This is a genomic window from Bacillus tequilensis KCTC 13622 (genome assembly GCF_000507145.1).
Taxonomy (GTDB): domain Bacteria; phylum Bacillota; class Bacilli; order Bacillales; family Bacillaceae; genus Bacillus; species Bacillus tequilensis.
Genome location: NZ_AYTO01000029.1, coordinates 51,966 through 74,545, shown reverse-complemented (window position 1 = coordinate 74,545; position 22,580 = coordinate 51,966). Strand labels below are relative to the sequence as shown.

Annotated in this window: 14 protein-coding genes; all 14 read left to right on the top strand. The window is 41.9% G+C overall.

Going from position 1 to position 22,580, the window contains the following annotated elements:
• The first annotated feature begins 2 nt into the window (after positions 1–2).
• The 14 genes from V756_RS0108855 to V756_RS0108790 all read left to right on the top strand — a co-directional run bounded on the left by V756_RS0108855 (position 3) and on the right by V756_RS0108790 (position 22,562).
• Entirely contained in the window at positions 3–1,094 is a 1,092-nt protein-coding gene (locus V756_RS0108855) for a YomU family phage tail tube protein (protein ID WP_024714352.1), read from the top strand.
• Between the two features lie 261 nt (positions 1,095–1,355).
• Complete coding sequence (locus V756_RS0108850) at positions 1,356–1,745, top strand: DNA polymerase III subunit gamma/tau (protein WP_370444921.1); 390 nt, start codon at positions 1,356–1,358, stop codon at positions 1,743–1,745.
• Between the two features lie 185 nt (positions 1,746–1,930).
• The gene (locus V756_RS1000000124360) at positions 1,931–2,077 is read left to right on the top strand and encodes a hypothetical protein (protein WP_250635414.1); all 147 of its coding nucleotides are present in this window, start codon (positions 1,931–1,933) and stop codon (positions 2,075–2,077) included.
• A gap of 63 nt (positions 2,078–2,140) precedes the next feature.
• Positions 2,141–7,435 (top strand): phage tail tape measure protein, encoded by a 5,295-nt coding sequence (locus V756_RS0108840; protein WP_024714350.1) that lies wholly within the window; start codon positions 2,141–2,143, stop codon positions 7,433–7,435.
• A 59-nt stretch (positions 7,436–7,494) separates the two neighbouring features.
• On the top strand, positions 7,495–8,112 hold the full coding sequence (locus V756_RS0108835; protein WP_024714349.1) for an S-layer homology domain-containing protein: 618 nt from the start codon (positions 7,495–7,497) through the stop codon (positions 8,110–8,112).
• A gap of 1 nt (position 8,113) precedes the next feature.
• Entirely contained in the window at positions 8,114–9,187 is a 1,074-nt protein-coding gene (locus tag V756_RS0108830; protein ID WP_024714348.1) for a hypothetical protein, read from the top strand.
• Between the two features lie 11 nt (positions 9,188–9,198).
• Positions 9,199–12,687: a M23 family metallopeptidase gene (locus V756_RS0108825; RefSeq protein ID WP_024714347.1), complete on the top strand. Its 3,489-nt coding sequence runs from the start codon at positions 9,199–9,201 to the stop codon at positions 12,685–12,687.
• An 87-nt stretch (positions 12,688–12,774) separates the two neighbouring features.
• Complete coding sequence (locus V756_RS0108820) at positions 12,775–13,557, top strand: hypothetical protein (protein WP_024714346.1); 783 nt, start codon at positions 12,775–12,777, stop codon at positions 13,555–13,557.
• 3 nt (positions 13,558–13,560) lie between these two features.
• A complete protein-coding gene (locus V756_RS0108815; protein WP_024714345.1) occupies positions 13,561–14,019 on the top strand; it encodes a DUF8551 domain-containing protein in 459 nt (152 codons plus the stop codon).
• Positions 14,020–14,023: 4 nt separating this feature from the next.
• Positions 14,024–16,573: a hypothetical protein gene (locus V756_RS0108810; RefSeq protein WP_024714344.1), complete on the top strand. Its 2,550-nt coding sequence runs from the start codon at positions 14,024–14,026 to the stop codon at positions 16,571–16,573.
• A gap of 15 nt (positions 16,574–16,588) precedes the next feature.
• Complete coding sequence (locus V756_RS0108805; protein ID WP_024714343.1) at positions 16,589–16,888, top strand: hypothetical protein; 300 nt, start codon at positions 16,589–16,591, stop codon at positions 16,886–16,888.
• 12 nt (positions 16,889–16,900) lie between these two features.
• A complete protein-coding gene (locus V756_RS0108800; RefSeq protein WP_024714342.1) occupies positions 16,901–18,460 on the top strand; it encodes a hypothetical protein in 1,560 nt (519 codons plus the stop codon).
• Between the two features lie 160 nt (positions 18,461–18,620).
• Positions 18,621–20,306: a hypothetical protein gene (locus V756_RS0108795; protein ID WP_024714341.1), complete on the top strand. Its 1,686-nt coding sequence runs from the start codon at positions 18,621–18,623 to the stop codon at positions 20,304–20,306.
• 120 nt (positions 20,307–20,426) lie between these two features.
• Positions 20,427–22,562 carry a hypothetical protein gene (locus V756_RS0108790; protein ID WP_024714340.1) on the top strand — a complete coding sequence of 712 codons (2,136 nt, stop codon included), beginning with the start codon at positions 20,427–20,429 and terminating at the stop codon, positions 22,560–22,562.
• Positions 22,563–22,580: the final 18 nt, after the last annotated feature.

Genomic DNA, 22,580 nt, shown 5'->3' with positions numbered 1-22,580 from the left:
AATTGTCACAGTTTGATAAGTTCTCCGGTAAAAATAAAAAGATGATTATTAAGGGTGCAGGTAAATTCATGGCTAAAATCCCAGGTTGTGATGACTTAATCACATTGGGGCACATGACTAATATGCGATTAGATATTCAGTTAGACATGGTCGATGTTGAAGGTGGAGATACATCCGCTCCAATCGACACACTTTTGCGTAAAAAGGTCATTGACATTACAGCCGAAGACGCTAAATTTGACATGAATATGGTCCGTCTGGTGTTAGGTGCCAAGCTGCGAGAAGGTGTAAGTGGCCTACCTTACGAACTTAAAAACGAAGCTGTTACAGCTACTGACGATGGAGAGGGCAAAATCACAGTTACCGTGTCTAACCCTATCCTAACTAGCTCAGGGGCACCAAAAGTACAGGCGTTCAACCAAACAGCAGGATCTTTTGTATCAGAGAGCGATGTTAAATCTTCCGGCTCTACAGTTACACTGTCTAGTGGTGCTGTAGCAGGTGATGAAATTGTTGTTTATTACCCGGTATCTGCTTCTTCTATTGATCCTGATGGATTTGTGTGGGTCTTAGAAGAGAAGCATGACGTCAAAGGAAGCAAAGTTCAATTGAAACACCCTTTGTTTGGTGGAGCATTAGGGTCTGCTTCAAGTAAAACTGAGCACGTCTCTATCCGCTTAACCAAAGAGAACAAACTACTAAAGAAAGTAACAGGTAACCCTGGTGAAGGAGAGTACGTCATCGATCCATCGACTGGTGAGGTAACCTTTAATGACTACTTGGATGGTGAGCAAGTATACGTGAACTATAAACGTCCTGAGGTGGTCGACGTAATGGCTATTGGAGCGAAAGATTTTCCTCTCACTGTTTCAGTAGTGCACGATGGTCAATTTGAACAGAAAGACGGTTCTATTCAAGGGTATCAAACTGAGTTGTACGCTTGCCGTGTAAAATCCAACTTTACATTGGACGCTGCCCGACAAACTGCTGCTACTCATTCGGTAACGCTAACAGTAATTGATCCCGAACGTTCTGATGAACGTCTTGGTTCAATGAAACGTTATCAAATCAATGCGGATGGGGACATCTGCTAAAAATAATCAAACCCTGCACTTGGTGCGGGGTTTTTGCTTTTCTTGAGGGTGTTACGATTTGTACGTACTTCCTTATATTGATCCTGAGAGCATTTGAGATTCCCCTGCTTTTCGCTCTTTGGTGATAGATAGGGGATTAATTAATAGGAGGGAATAGATATGGCTGAACATCGTAATATTGCAATTCCTAACAGGGCCGGAGAACAACCGGTTGTAGAAAGTCAACAAAAAACAGTTGATATACAGAATCAAGAAGGCGACATGCAAGCAACACAAGTTAAAGAAGAGACTCCTGCGCCTCTATCCAAAGAAGAATCAGAGTTCATCGAAAAGGTATTCTTTGAGGAAGACGAATCAGTACGACTTAGGGACGGTATCAGTTATAAAATTCCTCCGCTAGGGCTACTTGACGCTAAAAATTTAATGAAGAAACTAAACACTATCGATACAGGTGTGATTATTGCTAACTTAATTGCGGACGATGAGGGGAAAGATAGTTATGAGGAACTGCTTGATGTACTGCTTATGGCTTTTAAACCTTACTACCCCAACATGACTGCTGAATATCTTGGGAAATATGTTGACATTGTTTCTGCTAAAGAGATTATCGACATCATGATTGGTCTGAATGGGCTAAAAAAGTCGTTATAGACTCTGAGGAAGAAGAAAAAAATTATGATGAACAAGCCCATGTCGACTGGGCGGAAATATTCTTCAACTTAGGTCATTACTTAGGTTTCAAAAAACAGGATGTTTGGGAGCTAACCCTACCTCAGCTGAATTACTACCTTAAAAAGTGTCGTAAACATATTGAGTTTACTGTGAAAGTCAACTCTATGGCTTTTTCAGGACTGTTTGGTGGAGGTTCTTCAAACTCCAGCGAACAGACAGGAACGTATGTCAATGAGGATGGAAAACAAGTTATTGACGGGTACGAAGTAGCTGATGTCGAGGACATGGAGTGGTTAGCGAGTATCTTGTAATTATCCCTGCTTTTCTAGCTACTGGAAAGGCAGGTTTTAGTTTATAAACAGGGTGGTGAGGAAATGAGTGATGAAGTGCAAGGAAAAGGAATGGGTATTGGGGCAGATGTTGTCCTCGAGTTCCATAAGTCTATTGCTAACATACAAGCATTTGGTGAGCAGATGGAGTTGCTTGACGCTCGTTTCGGAAGACTAGACCAACGTATCGACTCCATGAAAAATTCCCTGTCTGCTCTTTCTACTCAGGCCTCCAAATCTACAGGGAGTAATCTTAGGAAGCAGCTTGAACAAGAACTAAGCAACATCGTGTCCACTAACGGAGCAGCTTTATCTTCTATAGGTACAGCACCTCTCAAAATTAGGCAAGACACAGTCCGTAACTTGTTTGCGAGAGTGGACGCTGAATTGAATCGGGCAATCCTAAAACAGATTGGGAACATAAATGTAAAAATAGACCCGAACTACAACACTGGAACAATCCCAATTGGAAAAGATGAGTTCGATGAGTTAAATAAAGAGATCGCTAGGTTAGTGAAGATCCAAGTTAAAAACCTAGTCTCGTCACTTCGGAAGAATGGCGGGGAAATGATCAATAAAGATCATTTATCAGGTCTTGAATTGGACGTTTCCAAAGAGACTGTTAAACATATTATACTTAGTATAAAGGAACAGCTAAAGCCTTTGTTGCTAAATCCTGATGTAGATATTGATGGACAGACATTGAAGATCTCACAGCGAGACATCTCGCAGATGGTTTCGAAGATAAAGGACAAGGTTAAAGAATCTTTGAATTTCAACTTTGATGGGGTCGGTAAGAAGGACAACAAGATAGAGGATGAGATTCTAAGGACAACTAAGAGAATCGACAATGTCGTTGAGAGCTACGCTAAATCCATGCGTAGTGGTATCGAAAGAATTGATCCTCGTACAGTAGAAGTCCCGATGAAGACTCTGTCTAAGAGATTGCAGCAGTATATTGCTGATGACTTGAAGGTGTCGCCAGCAGAGTTAAATAAGACACTGGGGACAATCGATACAGGATCTGCACGCAGCTACGAGTTGCAGAGACAGTTTGGGAGTTTGGAGAAAACTATAAACAGTAAGATAACATCAGGCACTAGTAAACTGATGAGTCAATTAAAGCAATCAGTCCGTGCTGTAGAAATTGAACCAAGCGACAGCATTAAACATTATCTGATCCATGAGATTAATAAGTTGAATAACGACATTGTCAAAAAGATTAGAGAGTCTATTGACAAACAATTCGAGTACATGAGATCTGAGGTAGGTTCCGTTACTGCTGAGCCAAGAGCGATTAACCGGAATGGACGTTTACGCTCTATGTCTAACAGCGGCAGTGGCGGCAATGTTTACAATAACACGGTGATAAACAACAACAGCACTAAGAAGGATTCCGCTCCGACATATTCTGACCCATATGCTCGTCGGGACGACCACTTTAATAATTTTGGTTTAGAGGGGGCAGTGACAAACACTGTTCGTCACATAGTAGCAGGTTCGATGGTAGGTGCTCCTATGATGGCGATGTATCAGGCTGTTGAGACATTCCGAACATCCCAAGAAGAGCAACTTAAAATCATGCAGAACATGTCCCTAAAGGACGCATACACAAACAGTAATGGACAAACAGACTGGGGTTCAGTTGACACGGACCTGAAAGAAATGATGGGCGACGTCAAACAAATGTCTAATTTCTATGCGCTTGATTATGGGAAGATGTCTCAGGTAGCGGCGGTTGCTTCTCGTCTAACAGAGGATAAAGAAGAGGCCAAAATGTTTACTGACCAAGCAGCAAAAATTTATCGGTTAGATAATGAGTCTGATTTGGTTGGGACTATCGCACCGGGTTTAGAGGCAATAATGGCACAGTTTAAGTTGTCTGTGTGGGAACTTAACGATGTCGTATCAGCTTTTGCAGTCGCTACAAATAAAACTAAATCTACTTCCGACGAAGTAATGAAAGCAATGACACGTTCAGGATCTGCTTTAAATGCTTCGGGAGTATCCGCAGATCAAGCGGTAGCTTTAAATGCCATTGCTATTCAACGGTCGGGACAAACAGGTGAAGTAGTAGGTAACATGTTTAAAACACTTGCTTCTCGTGTAACATTGCCTACTGTTGTAGACGATTTACAAGGTAAAGGTATTGACGTCTATAAAACTAACGATCTCGGTTTAAAAGAACGTAGAAGTCTTATTGATATTCTTAAAGATACTGCTAAGGTGACTAATGGTGGCCGTACCGGTGAAGATGAAATTGCTAAGATTATGCTAGACGAAGGTGGCGGTTACCACTACTCCAAAATTATGTCATTTTTAGATGATATGAATGCTATGGGTACGGGTGATTTGAATTTCTTCAACATGATGAAGCAAATTGAGGATTTTCAAAAGAACCCTGATAAGCTAGCAACCATGTTATCGAAAACGATGGACGCCCCTACTGTAAATATGGAACGTGCCGGAATTTCTATGGACAACGCTTTAACTTCTATCCTTGAGGAGATGAGTCCTGAAATTCAAATGTTATCAAAAAATATCACCAACTTGGCACACGGATTGGAAGATAATGCTGAAACTATTGCTAATGTAATAGGTGTTTTAACCAACGCTCTTATTGGCTTCGGTGCTATGTACGGAGTGAAGAAATTAGGGCAGTGGGGGAAATACGATGAGCATAAAACCAATGCAGAGATGAGACGTAACTATTTTGGTGAAACTGGGCTGTCAGGTAGACAAAAGTACGGTGCGACCCGGTTTATGGATGAATACATTCTGGATAAGTCTGACACTGGAAAGAAAGCCTCACAAAACATGTCAGATCGAAAATTCTTTAATACTGCCATGAAGAATGATACCTTACGACCTTATTTCGAAGAGCTGGCTAACTTGGATAGGGATAGACAAAGGGAGATTAGGCAGTATGTAAAGGATAAGGGCAGGGCCGGCAATGTAACGGACCTGTTAAGTATTATGGATGAATCAAGAGGCTACCGGCAAAACAAACCTGGAATGACTGTGGATGAGGTACATCAACGTTCCTCATTCAATGCGACCAATCTGATGAATTCAAGGGCGTTAGAGGCTGTCTTCGATAGAGAGTTTGCAGCTGAGTTAGTAAATTCTCTACAGGATCGTAATAAATTTGACAACCTCGACAGTAAGGATCGAAACACTGCTGGGAAACTGGCCGATATGGATGACAATAAAAGAAAAGACTTCGAGTCATTCCTTAATCAAAATTATAGTGGCACAGGGAAAGCTATCAAGGACATGGATGAGTTGAATCAAGCCATGCAGAAGTATGAAGAAAGGACCCGGAGAAATGCCTCCGCAACTAGACAGGGTACAGAATCCTACAGAGATCTTAGTCGAGCAGTTCGAGATGTAGGAAATGAGGCTGAAAGAGCTTCTAGAAATAGAATGGACTCTTTCTTGAATTTGCTTGATTCTATTCCCGATAGAGCAAGAGGAGCCGGTGGCGCAATTATGGGCATTGCCCGTAATATCGGAAGCTTTGCCAAACAGCTAGGTGTTGCTTTAGCAGTCGGAGATGTTATTGGAGAGATTAGTCAGAACTCTCTGCTTACTGATGGTCAGAAAGACATCCGGGATTACAGGAACTCGAAGAATGAGGCAGCAAAGGAGTATGCTTCCTTTGAAAAAGGTGGCGGGTTGTTGGGAGAGTTTACGAGTCTCCAGCAATTTAGTAAAGGTACCGTGTTGTACTGGAATCAACTAAAAGATATGTTTCTTGGAAACACCTCTGTAGGTATGGACGATGTCCAAAACTTTAAAGGTGAATTCGAAAGTTGGATGAAGGAGAAATATGGGACATCAGACTGGAAAAAAGCCGTCAATAAAGCGAATGAAGAGGCGAAAGCTAAGGACAAGTATGCTGATCCTGTCACTCTAGACGATTTGACTAAGAACTATTTAGATGAATCCGGTTCGAACAACAAATTGCAAAAGATGGAAGAGAAGGAGTTCATAAAACAGTACAAAGAGTATGCTATTTCAGAGGCAGAGCAAGCTGAGCGAAAGAGGAAAGCTGAGGAAGCCAGGAAAGCATGGGAAAATCAAATGTACGACGACGGCCAGTTACAATGGTTCTCTGTAGATCAGATGAAAACTCGGATAGAAGAGAGGGTTCAAGATGTACAGAGCCAAAACTCTTTAACTCAGATGAGTGCGCTACTTAACGGGATGAAGTCTGATTCCGAAGAGTACCTGCAAATCAGACTCGAAGCTATCCGCAAAGAGAGAAAAGCATACCAGGAAGAGATTGACGCCCTTAACCAATTCGTTAAAGAGCGGGAGGAAGCCCTTCGAGAACTCCAATCCAAAGGAAAAGGTAAGGGGTCTAAGGAGTACGCATCTGCAAAAGACGCTCTTGATGAGGCCAAGTCTAAACAAAAAGAGGTCAATAAAGAATTTGAACCTAAAATGAAGGAGCTGGCCCTTGAAGAACAACGTACAAAAGTTGATGGGTATCTAACTATTATGCAGAACAATGTGTCAAGATCATCGGCTCAAAAACAATACATGGATACCTTAAACAGTATCTCTATGAATACGGATACGCCGCAGTTCTATGACGCTCAGATTGGAAATGACCAGTCTTTAATATCTTCCTTACAATCTGAATTGTCCAACTTAGAGGCTCAAAATATGGCCGATCCTGACAATAAACTTGGTGACGCAATGCAGAGTTTACGTCAACAAATTGCAAGTGCTCAATTAGAAGTGAAAAATCTAAGACTCCAAAGGCTACAAGCTTGGAAGAATCCGTTTAATAACTCAATGGATGACATGGAGATCAAGTACATGCAGGAACGTGTCAATCTTGGTCCAGGTGTGTCGGACGACAGTTTCTTGGCTAGAGATTTGAGAATTAGAGAACTACAAGAGCGGAAGTCTCTTGTGGACAAGACTCTTGCACAAAGAAGGGCAGACCTAGGAAATTATTCAAAAGGTTCGTCTGAGTATGAGCAAGTTATGAAAGACATCAGAGATCTGACAAAACAGTCACTCCAAGCTCAACTCGGTATCCATCAAGAGCTAAAGTCTCAAATGGGTGGGACATTTAACCTGCCTGACGGTGTCAGCGCAATGTCCCAATATGATTACATGGCTCGTAAAGGATCTCACTCTAACTTCACGGTTCAGTCAGGAGATATGTACGTCAACATAACACTCCCTAATGTAACTGACAAAACGGGTAGCAAGCAGCTGTCTGATTTAGGTCGTTCATTGGGTCAGGGTTTAGCTGACGGCCGGTCGCAAGCCTTGCGTACACAGTTGAATAGTGGCCCTTTAGGTTACAGGAGTTTTTAGATTACAAGACCCCATCTAATTTTAGGTGGGGTTTTCTTATAATGCTTAGGGGTGATTTGATGGCTCAACAGAAACCTAATAAAACAAATGACGATGTTTTTAAGCGAAAGCTATTTTACGATAACGGGGTTCGTTTCATCCAGGTTAGAGGTAGACCTACAGGAGAGTACAAACCCCCAGTACCAACAATGCTTTCAGGAGTAAACACGAACGTACAATCCTCAGCAGGTTTAGTGGGAAAAGGGACGTCCTATTATCAGACAACATTGCAATTCCTTTTTTACAGTAAAGAGGAATTTGCTGACTGGTTACAGTTCATTGGAGCAGAACACAAATACTATGATGAAAAAGGAACAATATATGTAGGAGTGGTGACCGGAGAGCTTGACATAGAATCAGTCGAGTTTGAATCAAAGTACCTTGTGACTGTCAGTTTAGCTCTTATTAGAAAACAAGACTTTGAATTTAGGCATGAGTATCCATATATCGATATAGAGAATCATTGGGCGCAACAGTATATCGATGAAATGCAGCAAAGGGGCTTGATTGCTACTTATGCTAGTGACGGTACAGAGGTCCAGTTCTTCCAGCCTGAGGTTTGGATAACAAGGGCGCAAACAACCGCCTTTATGACAAGGACATACAAATATATAGAGAAAATTCTTAGGGGGTACTGATGTGACAAAGAAATGGTTAGATGTCAGCCCTAAAGATTGGTTTTACAGATCAGTGTTGGAAGCTGACAAAATATTCTTAGATTCCAAGAGAGAAGAGACTTTATTTACTCCGAAACGGTACAACAAGTTTGTTACAGGTAAATCAAGAAAGGTTTATAACTTTACCACTACAGGTGGGCAGACGAAGTTCCACATAAAAGGGTACAAGCCTGATTCTAGAGAGACTGTCGTTGTTTATGTGGACGGCATTCCATACAACCCGACTAAACTGGAAAAGGACTATGTCCATGTTGGATTCCCTATGGCAGGGAATAAACAGGTGAGTATTTGCCTTTCAGGGGTTGTGCAAATGCACCAGGGAGACCACACACCAAAAAACTGTCAAACGTATCCACTGACTAGCACTTGCTCTTTAGCATACCCGAGTAAAAAACTTGAAATGTACAAAAAATATGTTTTTGATTTGCGGTACTCACTTAATGAAGTGGCAGTCTGCATGAGTAAAAAGTTAACAAGAGTGAATGTCGATAAGGCTGAGGGAGAATCAATACAAGCAGCCCTTACTCGAACAATAGGGGACCAGGATGATTGTTTTACAATCATTAACGGGGTTCTCTACGTCTCCTATAACCTTAACCAATTCCCGATCTATGTCAACTACAACTATAAGTCGGGTGCTGTAGTGAAAAATAGACAGAAAGAGAAGGTAGTCCCTTCTTCGAAATGTGTAATGAACAGTGATAGGTTTTTCCCAAACATCACTGTTTCAAGAGCAGAATTCTTTGTCATTCTGCAACGAATGAGAAAAAGCCTTTATGGGAAATACACAGACCGTGGGTATCATCCAAATAGTGTAGATAAGACAGAGAGGCACATTTCGGACAGGAAGAAAATTGTCGGTAAATGGTACTCAGAAGATGTTTTAAATATATTAGATGAGAAATTCAACGACGGGTGTTACGTTTTTCCTCTATATGAGGATAATTCTTTCCAGCCCGAGGTCTGTGTAACTAAAGCGGAAGCTGTAGTTTATCTCCATAGATTTTCTGAGTGGGCTTTAGAAAGATTCAGATAGGGGGAATTTAAGTGACAAACGTCTTCGATAAAGATACTCCTGCAAAGCAGTTATTGCATGATGTTATGAGGAAAGTTAACGCACTCGGTCATGAGCCGAGAGTTGTAATTGAGTTAGATAAAGTATCGTACGTACCCGGTATGCGAAGCAAGTTCGAGGTATGGGATAGAATACGATCAGCCTCTCTTGAAAAAGTGCAATCGAACGCTGAGATGACATCCCCCTTAACAGAAGAACCTACAAAAGTTACCTCAGGGGGAGAATCAGGAGACCGCTTCGAGTACATTAAATGTGCTTTTAATAGGTGGGCGAAAGCATACAGATTACCGACTCAAGCCTATTACTTTTTTCTAGCTGTAGCTAAACACGAGACAGCCTTTGGAACATTAGGTCAAGGTAAACCTGAAAAAGGTAGTTTCATTGTGGGGTATGGGTGCCCTGGTGCTTGCGACTACACTTATTCAGGTATAGATACTCAGGCAAAATTTGCAGCTAAAAGATATGCTGACGCAATGGGTAGTAGATTTTCTAAGATAAACTCCAGCAATAATATGACGGCAAGTGACATTGATTACTTTCATGAAGGTGGGGATAAAGGGTACGGGAAATGGGTATGGTCCGCTGACGGAGCAAACTGGAAAGTAAGAGTAAAGCAGTATTACGACATAATCAGAAGCCAGGCTCTACAAGGTTCGAGTAAATGGAACTGTAGAGAAGCTGGTTCAATAGGGTCTTCTAGCAGTTCTTCTATAAGTGCTAATATAGCTAAGGAAGAATGCTCGGCATGCGGGGAAGAAGAGGTATATTCTATAGAAAATAAAGGCATAGAAATCTACAATTCTACATCTGACTCGTCCAAGCCAGTGTTCCCTATTGAGGGTATGAGTTTCTCAGGAGACGCAAAGCTTTCATCTCCACATGGACTTCGTGGAGGTCGAATGCACAAAGGAATTGATATTACGAGTAAAAGCAGCGGATCGGCAGGGGTAGATGGCCGATGGGTAGTGGCGGCCTGGGATGGTACTGTCCAAAGAGCGTATAAGAGTACCACTTACGGGAATGTCGTAATGATGAAGCACCCCAACGGATATGGGACAGTCTATGCACACATGAAGGATGGCTCTCTGCAAGTACGTTCAGGCCAAAAAATCAAGGCTGGAACGAGAGTTGGGAGAGTAGGTAATACGGGTGGGTCTTTTGGTTCTCACTTACATTTTGAAGTTTGGAAGAACCAATGGGTCTACGGAGGAAACGGACACCTTGACGGATACCCTATACTAACGGGCGCCCAGAAAATTGCTGCGGGAAGTTCGGGATCTTCTACAGTAGAAAAAGAAATTGTCCATAACATTAAATTTAATAAATGTTTTGATAAGAATGCCGACCTTAGCAGTAATTGGATTGGTAAAGAAAATATAAAACACTTTACATCGCTTACAACAGGAGAAAGGTATATAGGTTTTAGCGGGAACATAAAAAAGGGACAGGTTAAGGACTTTGGTTATAAGCATAATTTCTCTGCGGACGGATACTACGAGTACGCTTATTTTGCAAACTTGAAGGACGAGGATTCAGTAACCGTCACCTATGATGGGTTGGTTGTCAAACGGTATACCAAATCTAACAATACGGTCAAACCAACTTACGAGTCACCTATTTACGGTAAATATTCAGTAAGTGACCAGGCGGGAGTGAATTCCCACATTCTTGATTTCACCATAGATAACGTAAGTGGAGAAGCAGAGTTCGGCATTAAGTGCTTTAAAGTGGTCGAGGTGGAAAATGCGTATGTAAAAGAAAGCATTGTTGCTCGCAAGAGAGACGTGTGGTTAGATACTGGAGCATTTGTATATGAGACCACCTTTGCTATAGAGAAAGATATTACTGAATGGGAAGTAAGCACCCATTTTGACAGCAGGGTAGGTACGGCGAGATTTACGTTAGATAACAAATTAGGTACGTACTCCCCAACTTACACAAGAACGACAGTATTCCCTGAGAACAGAAGAGATTCAGACATGTCTTATTATGAACAGGGAGCGGTAAGACACGTTCTAAGTGAAGCAACTCCTGTACGGATCTATGCTGGATACGGTGAAAACTTAGTAAGGGTCTTTACGGGACGAATTAAGGGGGAAATAGAAGAAGACTCAGAAGCAAGTACAATTTCAATAAATTGTGTAGATATGTACGATGAGTTGGAGGAACACGTCTTTGATAGGATTTTAACATTTCCTAGGAGGGATGAAATCCACGGGGATGAAAAGGAGCCTGTCGTCATGTGGGTAAAATCTGCAATCGTGCATAACATCGTTAACGAGTCAGGACTCATAGGTTGGAGGGTAGTTGAGGATGACTTAGAGTACCCGGACGCAGTTATAGAAGAAACCTACTATATTGATATTGATCGTGGAGGTAAAACTGCCGTTGTATGGGACTCTAAGAAAAAAGAGTACGTCAAGAAAAAAATATCTACTGTCAAAGACGCCTATGGATATAAAAATCCATACGTACAGGCGATAGACTTTACAGAAGGTACAAGAGCCTCTGACGCTATTCAAGAGTTGATTGGTGATCTAATGTACCGAGCTTACTGCGATAGGTATGGCACATTTCGTTTAGAGAACATAAGAAATCTAACAGCTGTAGACGCAAAGTGGGAATTTATTGACAGTGAGAATCTTCACTCTCTAACCTCTTCTGTAGACCATTCTCGTGTACGAAACCATCTTATGATTGTCGGTAGTGGGGGGCAGATTGAGCATTTTGTTGACAAGGATTTGTTAATATCAACAAAAGGTAAGATGAGAACTGCAAAGGTAGTCTCTGAATGGGTAGATGAGAGCTATGGGTCTAACGCAAGAGGGATGAAAGAGGATATCGCAGAAAAATTGTTTTTTGATATGAAACGGCAAGCTAGGACTTACAATGCTGTAGTAAAAGGTAATCCTATGATCGAAGTGTTAGACGGGGCCTATGTGTACGATCAAACAACGTCAACCGCAGGGTACTACATCGTTAAAGGTAATAGGCTTGTCGGCAATAAGGAAGGTATGGTCAACTTTTTAGAAATGACTTGGCAAGATACAAATTCCTATTATAAGGATAAGCCGATTTACAATATCCCTCCTGAAACTTCTCCTGAGGATGTAGAAGGTGAAAACAAAGTCGCATGTGGTCAGACTGTAAAATCGGGCAACGGTTCTTCCTCATTCACACACAAGGTGACAAAAGCTGGCTATGTTTATGTTGAGTGGGAGATGTATGAAGCAAAGGATAGAATAGCTATCTACACCGGCAGTAAGAAAAGATTTGCACTTGATAAACCTGTTAGTCATGGTGACGGTGGACCAATCGGATTTTATTACAGACCGTCAGATGGGGAAATTAAAGTTAAAATTAATGAAGGAGGCGTCAGTTACGGGACCGGGTGGAAATACACTTTGTATTGCCCTGGGACTGCCCCTAAGAGTGTTGTAAGTAAAGCAAGGATAGTTTAATAAGGTACTGTCTAATCAGGTATTCCTACATTCTGTTAGGAATACCTTTGTTTTTTCTTATAATGCTTGGAGAAAGTTGGTGAGTAGATGACTCAAAGTAACTACATGAATGTAAACGATGTGTACCCGATTCTGGACTTAATAAATAGAAAGTTAAATCAAGGTAAAGGGGTATCCCATCAATTTGAAAGCCCTCTGTTGAAAGGAGAGGTAGACGGAAGTATTTCAGATTCAGCGGCCTTAAATCCTTATCAATGGCAAGTAGAATCATTTCAGGTTGAACGGGATACTTCGAACATTATTGACCCTAGGGTTATAAAGAAAGTGTTCATAGTATACCGAAATGGGGCAATTGATACCATTTCTTTAGTTCGTGGGTTAGATCCGCCTGTACCTGAAACAGTCCCTGATCATGAATACATCAACAACTTAATGATTGTCCAAGTGGATATAGCTACGCAATTCCTGGAGAGGACTCAGGGTATAACTGCCAACATTGTAAGAGAAGGCGGCTACGGAGATTTTAAAAAAGTTGACCTAACATATTACGAAGATAACCAGTGGATCGATTTAGATGTAGAACAGGACTATACTGAAACATTCGATGATCCTAACGAGTTTTATGACGGTGGTGGATCTGACCAAGGGTATGATACAGAAGTCGATGAGGCTGAGGATTATGCAGATACAGAATACCTCCCCGAAGACGACATCGAACCTCCTGAAAACGGTTGGGCTGACGGATTCGATCCCTCTGAACCCGAGGACATACCTTTAGATGTCGAAGTTGAGGTGACTGAGGATTTTGCTGGTTCTGAGTACGAGGAAGACCTATACGAAGAATTCGATGAAGAAGAAAGTGAGGTGTAACCAATGTCCTTTGGTGCAAATATAGTTGTTGGTGGCGAGTTAGATAGAGTAGGGCAGGTCGGACACCTTAATGGAGGACGTTTAGATTACCCATTCATGCCAACAAAGACTGTACCCTACACTGAGGGGATTTTACTGGAGATCCCGGGGCAAGTTGGGGAATTTGTTGCAGAATACACACCTCCAATGGATATAGAATTGACTAGCATTGCAGTAGGTGCAAATAGATACCATCCGACCGATAGTTGGAGTGTTTTTGTTAAGGATGATCAACCTATCAATTACATCTGCAAGAATATCTATACCAAAGATGTACCGGAAGGAATTCAGCTAATGGCTGTAAAGTCAATTAAAGCGGGTGAAACCATAACTTTTAAATTCAATAATCGTGGCGGGCAGTCTAAGTACGCTTGGGTCAATTACCAAGGACTCAGAGATAATACAACCGCACAAGGGGGTTAATTCTATGCCTTTTGTCGAAGAAACACTTAGACATGATAGTTTCTTAGATGACTTGTTTGATAAAGTGTTTAGACGCTTTAAAGATAAATCAGGTAACTATTGGTGGCAAGACTTCAATAAGAACGCTGCTAAAGTCGACCTTTATAAAATCAGCTTTGAAAAAGGTCTGTTTGTAAAAACAAGTAAAGGATACACTTCTCCTGAACTTCCGACCGAAGGAATGCTATGCATAACAAGACACCTTATTTTTAGACGATGGGACAATCAGTTACTTGCTTTTGCTCAATCGACAGGAGCAGTGAAAATTTCAACAAAGGACCTACCAACAAATAAAAAGGATTTACTTAAATGGTTTGTTAATTTTTATAAGGACTTTGTAGACTATACTACCGTTTATGCATACACCTTAGATAAGTATGAGGGTTATACCCATTTTATTAGCGGAGGAAAGGCAACTCCAGTAACTGTTTTAGGTGATGACAGTGGTGTTGGGGTCCATAAAGCAAGTTTAGATATTGAGTACCATAACAAAAATGACTACCACCCTGATATGAAACAGTCACCTATAATCACTATGAAACTAAAAGGAGATACTGGAGAACATGTAGCGTCCATCGGTAAATTGAACTACAAGACCAACACAAACTGGTGGGCCGATTCTTTAATACAACTTAGAGGTGTTTTTGATGAAACCAGTGCCTTCTTTACATTGAAAGTTGACTCTGCACCAATGTGGGAGGATAACGGAGTAACCTTAGTCCCTTTCTTTTTCGGAAACCTTGTAACCAAAAACACAACTAAGCCAAATGAAACTCCGATAGCTATGTTAGGGGGTACGCAAGTCGGGAAATTCTTCGACTTCGATAATGTAGAAGAAAAGACTGATACGCTACAACCTATTACTCGCAATTACGTTCACCATCCTTCAAACGGAATTGATTCAGTGATGGTGAAAAAGACAAAGTACGGTTCTAGATACCAGGAACATTTTCTTCGTTGGAATGCCCCACCTAACCAAATGCCTCCTACTAGAGAAGAGTTAAGAAAGGTCAAAAAATCTTTAGGGACTGACAAAGAAGAAGAGTTTGCAAGAAAATACCCTAGAGCATGGAACTACCTGCGTTACGGTTACTATAACTACGGCTTTCATCCGTCAAGGTATAGTGAAAAAATCCACTCATCTAGGGCGACAGTTATGCACCCTGAGGACGGCGTCATAGGGTATATACCTAATATTGTATTAATCCCTCTCATCAATTTAATGGAAGGAGATAGGCTGAAATTCCCTCACTGGTGTGGGGATTGTGATGAATTGCCGTACAATCCTCAGCCGCCCACCGAATCTACCCGAAGTCCTTGGAGTCCCCAGCCGAATGATGAAGAACCTACCGACGATCAGGGAGACCAGCCGGCGGAATACCGGTTCAATTATTTATGCGACGGGTCAGTGCCAGTAAATACAATCAGCGATGTTTATTGGAAACCTTCCCCCGCTACTCAGGAGTATATGCTAAATAATGAGGAAGGTATTGGCAGGGAATTGAGCGTCACTTTTTGGGAAGGGCGAAACGATTGGCTAGACTTCTTTTATGACGCTTCTTCAAAGTACAAGCTTACCAACTCAAAAATAAACGTAGAAGATTATCACAAACTTCTATGGAAGACCATCTCCGACGCCCAAGCCGGAAAAATAAATCTAAATAAGACGTGGACAGAATTTAGAGACTGGTCTGCTGATAATTTATCGTGCTTGTCAGATCTACAAAGAGCCTCGATCTATATGTCAGTAAAGCTACAAAAACCAGTGAACTTTTTCCCTGGTTCGGAGGGATTTTTGTCAGGGGATACATTAGATAAGATGATCCCTCTAATCAGCAAAGTACCGAGTGAGGTTTACGACTGGATGGATTTCAACAACGTATATGAAGAAGATGAATCTGACAGTGGGGTAGTAGGTGCTTGGGTTTTGGATAATGTAGTAACTGTTTCTTACACAGATGGTACAAAAGAGAACATTCTTTCTACATTCAGGTCACTAGTTAATTTCGAGCCTCAACTCTTAAACTATTCCTTATCAGCAGCCAAGGCACACAGACCTTATGACTACATCAAATCGGCAAATGGTTTCGGGAATCCTGTAGTTGGTGGTGAGTATTTAACCTACTATAAAGAAGAGATGACAGACGATAACTTTGTTCCGTATGTAGCAGCAGAGGTAGCAATTCACGAGATGGGCCACGCTGTATCCAACTATGGCTTTGATAAGTTAGGAGTCAAGCTGCACGAAATGGAAGAATGGTTAAATATCAGCGGTTGGGTTAGAAAGTCTGATGGTACTTTCGATGAACTTACCAAAAGCAGTTCAGGGACTGTTTTAGACAATGGCAAGCTAGCTCCCGTATCTGACTATGGTTGTTTTGGGCCAGCTGAGGATTTTGCGGAGGCATTTATGATGTACGCTATCAACCGTCCTTTCTTACGTGACAAGTTCACAGCAAAGCATGACTTTATTATGAATCAATTAAAGGCAATGGGAATAGACCCTAACCTTTAGAATAGGGGGTATACGATGATACTTAAAATCACAAGAGGTAAGAACTTCGCTTTCATTGACAATGATGGCGAAGTCCTACATCAAGTGAAGATAAGCGGTAATAACGATGTGATTGTGAAGTCTCTGAATAACATTATAAATGTAAAGACGAGTGTTCGATTTAAAGGCGAGCTTGCGGGAATTCCCGATGAACTGGTTTTGAGAAAGGAAGGCCAACCTGTCGAAGTAAATAAGGCGAGTAATACCTATTTATCGGAGTATTTGACGAGAGATTTAAAGTTACAGGGTTTTAGTGTAGAAGTAATAAAAGAATAGAGGTGGAAATCTATGGCGATTACTCCAATCCCTGATTTAACTATTCCGCAAAATGTAGGGTATACAGATACCGACCAAAACCCAATCATTCATTCCATAAGATGGAGACATCTTCCTTCAAGACACATATTCCCTGATGTGCATGATGTAATAACTTACCATCAAAAAGGTCCGCTCGTAATAGATATACAACTTCATAGTGTATCGTACCTTGATATTTATTGCTTAAAGAGTGCGGGAATTGTGTCTGCTAAGGCCTTCTTGCGATTCGTTACAGAAACAGATAATACATTGGTCGAAGAACCCTACCTCACAGGAGAGGGTGGTAAATCAATTTCTCTAGAGAGTGACCCCAACAATCCCGACCTCCTTGTAATGAGAGGTATTGCCTTTACTCAGAAGGATCTAGGCGACGGTACCCCGATGTACGACTTCATGAATATGACCAAAGAAGGTATATACGAGGTATGGTTAAAATGTGTTACAGACACAGCCAAGGAACTTCACGTCCGAATCCCATTCCAATGGGCTAACCTTTATGGTGAAGACCCAAGTACAGGGGGAGAAGAGGTTCCGACAGAACCAAAAGATCCACCGAAAGTAGAGGGACCTCTTCATGTACAATATGACGAATACTACTTAACTATAGTTGAGGGAGACTCCCCATTTACAAAAAGACCGTCTACGCAATTCAGGATGGCTGCAATCGGTGTTTTGCAAAACGCCTATTGCTACGAAAGGATTTCAACACCTCCGTTGGAATTTATAGATAAACCTGCCGAAGTCCCTTTAATTGGCGATGAACCTTCGGAACCATGCGGATTAAAGATATCACCATCTCAGTATTTAGAAGTCAAAGTCGGGGAGAAAGGTAAGTTTTCATTAGTTCACTCAAACACATCGGGCGTTCTGAAAATTGCTGTCAAAGTTGATGAAACAGCTATAGATGACCTAGGGAATGGTGAATTTAAGGCTCTGCGGATCGGGACGTTTCCGATAAAGTATGTTGTAACGTATGAAGATGGTCAGCAATGTACGGTAACTTCAACTGTTGTTGTAAAATCCAAGCCTACCGGAAGTGATGGTGACGGTGGTAATGGGGGAACAGGCGGAACAGGGGGAGATGGTGGATCTGGCGGATCTGGCGATACTGGAACCGGGGGCACCGGTGGAGATGGAGGTACCGGCGGGGGTGGCACTACAGACCCTGAGCCTGACCCAGCACCTAATGACCCGGCTCCGACAGCGTATTGCAGCGATGTTATTAACGGGGACTCGGGGTACAATAGCAGAAAGTTTGATGTCACTGAATCAGGAGTATACTACATTGAGTACAATTTCTTTAGCGAACCTGACGAGATGTTTATTTATGTGGGGGGAGTATTAAAACATAGAACTGGATTCCATGCGTACTCAGAAAAAAGTCCGTTCGGTTTTAAGTACAAACCTTCTGATGGGAAGCTGAAAATTGCAATGAACAGGAAAAATGAAGGAACTAGGTGGTCTTACACACTGTATTGCCCTAGTTCGGTACCGGATGAGGTTAAAGCTAACGCCCCAATCGTATTTTAACGAGCAGTCGTTAAACAGTTCCTTATGGAAACTATAATGATTGAGGAAGTTGCTCGCAACTCGGGGTTAGTCCATAACGATAAATATTGGTGAAAGGGGGCGAGGACACAACTTCCTCGCCCTTTATGTATTACAAAAATTACTGAAAGTAGGTGTGTGTATGCCTTATATCGATAACGCTCCTGCTCTCTCCCCCTACAAAATTCGAGAAGGGGAGTTACAAAAGGGCTTCAAAGACCTGCTGCTAAAGCATGGTTGGACTAAGGCGTTAGAGTTTAAAAAAATGGTTACATCCGTCCATTTTGTAACAGAGCATGACGTAGCAGGTCGCCATGATGACAGATTCCTAGTAGCCAATCATGTCATTCTAAGGAATGCTAGAGGAGACTTGTTAGGGTTAGCTGTAGTCGCTGACTGGGGAGACTATACAGACCATGCCAATGGATTCCCGTATTACAATGTCTTTAATTCAACTGACTCAGAAAAAGAAGCCCTAACAGCCTACATGTCAAGAGAATTCTACAAACGCAAAGAAGAAACCACCCTTTATTTCTATATGTTAGATAGGGTACCTAACATTAAAGAAGGGAGTAACGTATTCACCCCTTGGGGAACTGAATCAGAAGGTGAGAAACGGTTAAGGATGGCGCTCGACGTAGAGGTTACAAGTATAGATTTTAAGTCGACAAATGCTGGGTCAGAGTTTGTGAAGTCCGCTGATCCTTTAGTCATGCAATCCCCTATTGTAGAGTCTTCTCTTCGTGCAAAGTTTTTAGAGAATCTTGAGTTTCCTTATATGGACACTAATTGGTGGGGAGATTCTGAGATAAGTATTAGGGGCCACTTGGATAGCAAGAGCATGTTTTTGATTCTACAGGCCGATGTAACGCCGATGTGGGAGGACAATGTTGTTCCATCTGTACCTTTCTACTTTGGTGACATTGAAGCAGTGGATGAAGGAGATCCAGCAGTTGCGATGTTTGCAGGGACAGTGCCGATGGGTTCTTCGTCTACCGAGGTATCCCACTATGATTTTGACGATATTACGTTAGAAGGCGGGAAACGTATAATGCCCGTGCTTAAAAAGTATCCGTCAAACCCGTCAAATGGGATAGATTCTGTCATTATAAACAGAACCAAGTTAGGGGCAAGGTACCAAAGCTACTTCCTTTCATGGAGTACGGCGGCTCAAGACATGCCTCCAACCAGAGATAACGGAAACTCTGATGATTTGAAAGATTACCCACGTGCATGGGGAAGAAACGGATACCAATTCAATCCTTCTAGATATTCGGGAAAGGTTCAAACATCTCACATTTACCTTATCCATCCCGAAGAAGGGCTGCGAGGACATCTAAGTAAAGCAGTTGGATTAAATGCAACAAACCTAAATTCTAGTGAACTACGTATCCTAAGAGACGGTTCATCTGAGACAGTGTACGACGTGTACCAGTGTGTCTCTATAAGCGCAGTATCCCCACTGACAAAAAGACCAGCAACTCACTTCCGGCCTATGGGTTTGGGGATTTATAAAGAAGGATTAAATCAGAATGGGAAGGTTAGACCTAATCCCACAGACGAAGAGGCTCCTGGAAACGTCAACGAGCTTAAACTGAGCAATCCTCAGCCGGGTCAAGTTAAATTGTCGTGGGTTGACCCTAGCGATACCGATTTAGCAGGGGTAGAGATACTCCTTAACGGTGAGAAGTACGTAGAGGGCGTCACAGGTGTTACTGAATACGTCTTCAAGGGGTTAAATGCAGGAGAAGTTACTTTTAAAGTTGTTTCTGTAGATTACTCAGGGAATAAATCAACAGGTAGCGAAGTCACCGGCGATGTCTCATAGCAGACAACCAATGGTTATATCTAGACAGGTGTTTCCTATAATAGGTTTACCTGTAGTGCTAGAGGTACCTCAATTTTAATGCCTCTAGCATTCTAATAATTAGAAGAGAAGGTGAAGTTAATGCCGTATATTGACTCGACCCCGAAGGAATCTCTTTTAAAATTCGAGGAAGACAATTTACAGGATGTTTTCGGTAAAATGCTTACTGAAAATGGGTGGGTCAAAGCCAGGTCTTTTTATAAAGCTGTAGTAGACGCCCGAGCTTATGTCTCAGGCACTAGCAAAGCAAACTATGCCATTGCAAAACATGACATTTTTAAGAATGCTGACGGTAAGTTGCTCGGTTTTGCGACAGTAGCTCAGTTTTATTTATCCTACTTGACTGATAAAACAGATCCAATCAGACGGATAAATGATGAACAAGATCCTAAGGACTCGAACTTTGGTAGAACACCTTCTTGGGAAGAGTGGGTCAAACAGAAATTTGCAGAGGCGTCCAGTAAAACCAACCTATATTTTTATATGCTTGAGAAGTTACCAAACTCTAATTATGCTTCTAACGATAATGTCGTATCCATCATCACTGCCCCTGGTATGGGAGGAACTGCGTACAATTTATCCCGGGACAATGATCGAATTAATTGGTATGAGTGGTGGTACGGGTATTCAAGTGAAGATAGCGTAAATGACCCGGAAGGATCAGACATGGAGTTTGACGGCCATTATACATCAGCGTCTCCTTACCATGTTATCCGATCTGCTTTAGATATCGAGGTGTTTGGTACCGAATTTTCTAGGGTACCTGAATCATCTTCGAGAGAGCTTGCAATTACAAAAGCGGACCCTCGTGTTATGCAGTCACCTATGGTCAAGACGACCTTGAGAGCACAATTCCTAGAGCATATAAACAATCCGATTTGGCACACGAACTGGTGGACAGATTCAGAGATTAGGGTTCGGGGGTATGTGGACAGCAGAACAATTTTTCTCATCTTGCAAGCGGATAACGCACCTGCGTGGGAGAGTAACTTAGTCCCCACCATCCCTCTTTATTTCGGTAGGGTAAATTCTACTGACGGGGACGGTGACGAAGGATACGCATTATTTGGAGGAACTGTCCCACCTGCTAGTAAAGTTACTTCTGCAAATGAGGCCACTTCTTTAGCTAGAGACATTACATCAGAAGCAACTCAGATTCTAGTAAATGATGGTGAAAAGTTACCCGAAGCACCAACGTACTTGATTATAGGAAATAAAGGCACTGGAGAAATTGTAAAGCTACTTCAAAAATCTGGTAACCTACTACTTGTTGAGAGAGCGCAACAAGGTACCACAGCACGTGCAATCGATACTAAAAACACTCTTGTTCAAAGGCTGACCACGAATAGTCAAAATGCGGACAACGAAACGATTGTCTCAACTTTCGATTTTGATGATCCAGGGTCAAAGGTTGGTGAAACGATACAACCTTTGTTGAAACTTTACCCGCACCATCCTTCAAATGGTGTTGATTCTGTTATGGTATCTCGTTCTCGTTTTGGTGCCCGTTACCAAGCACATTACTTATCATGGAGTGCTCCACCTAATCAGCTACCTCCTACAAAGATGACGGATCGAAACAAAAAGTACCCTAGAGCTTACGAGTCTATGGAAAACACTAAAAACTATAAGTACCAGTTCAATGCTTCTAGGTACTCAAGTAAAATTCATTCTTCTAGGATCGCTGTAGTTCATCCCGAAGAAGGTATTCGTGGGTATCTAGACAAGGCCATTGGTTTCAATGCGCAAAGTGTCAACGCAGCCAATTTGCGAGTCAGAAAGACTGATTGCCCTGAAAAAGTTTACGAAATGTATAGGTATTTGAGTATTGGAGCTGTCTCTCCATTGACAAAAGTTCCTGCCACACCGTTCCGTCCTGTCGGATTAGGGATATACGCAGAGGATTTCAACCCTAACGCAGTACCTCACGATATTGAAAACGATGTGACACCTCCAGATGAAGTAGTTATTACTAATACAAGTAGCCCCCAGGCTCAAACAATCGACTTAGCGTACACATTACCAACTGACGCAGACTTGAGTTATATCAACATTTATGTGGACGGATCTCTATATGCGAAAGGCATAACAGGTACGAATCAGTATAGGTTAACAGGTTTGACCACGGGATTTTCCCCTGAAATAAAAATTACAACCGTAGACCTTGCTGGCAATGAGTCAGTGGGTGTAGTAGCACCGACAGTGACAGTTGCTTAACAACAAAAAGAGGTGATT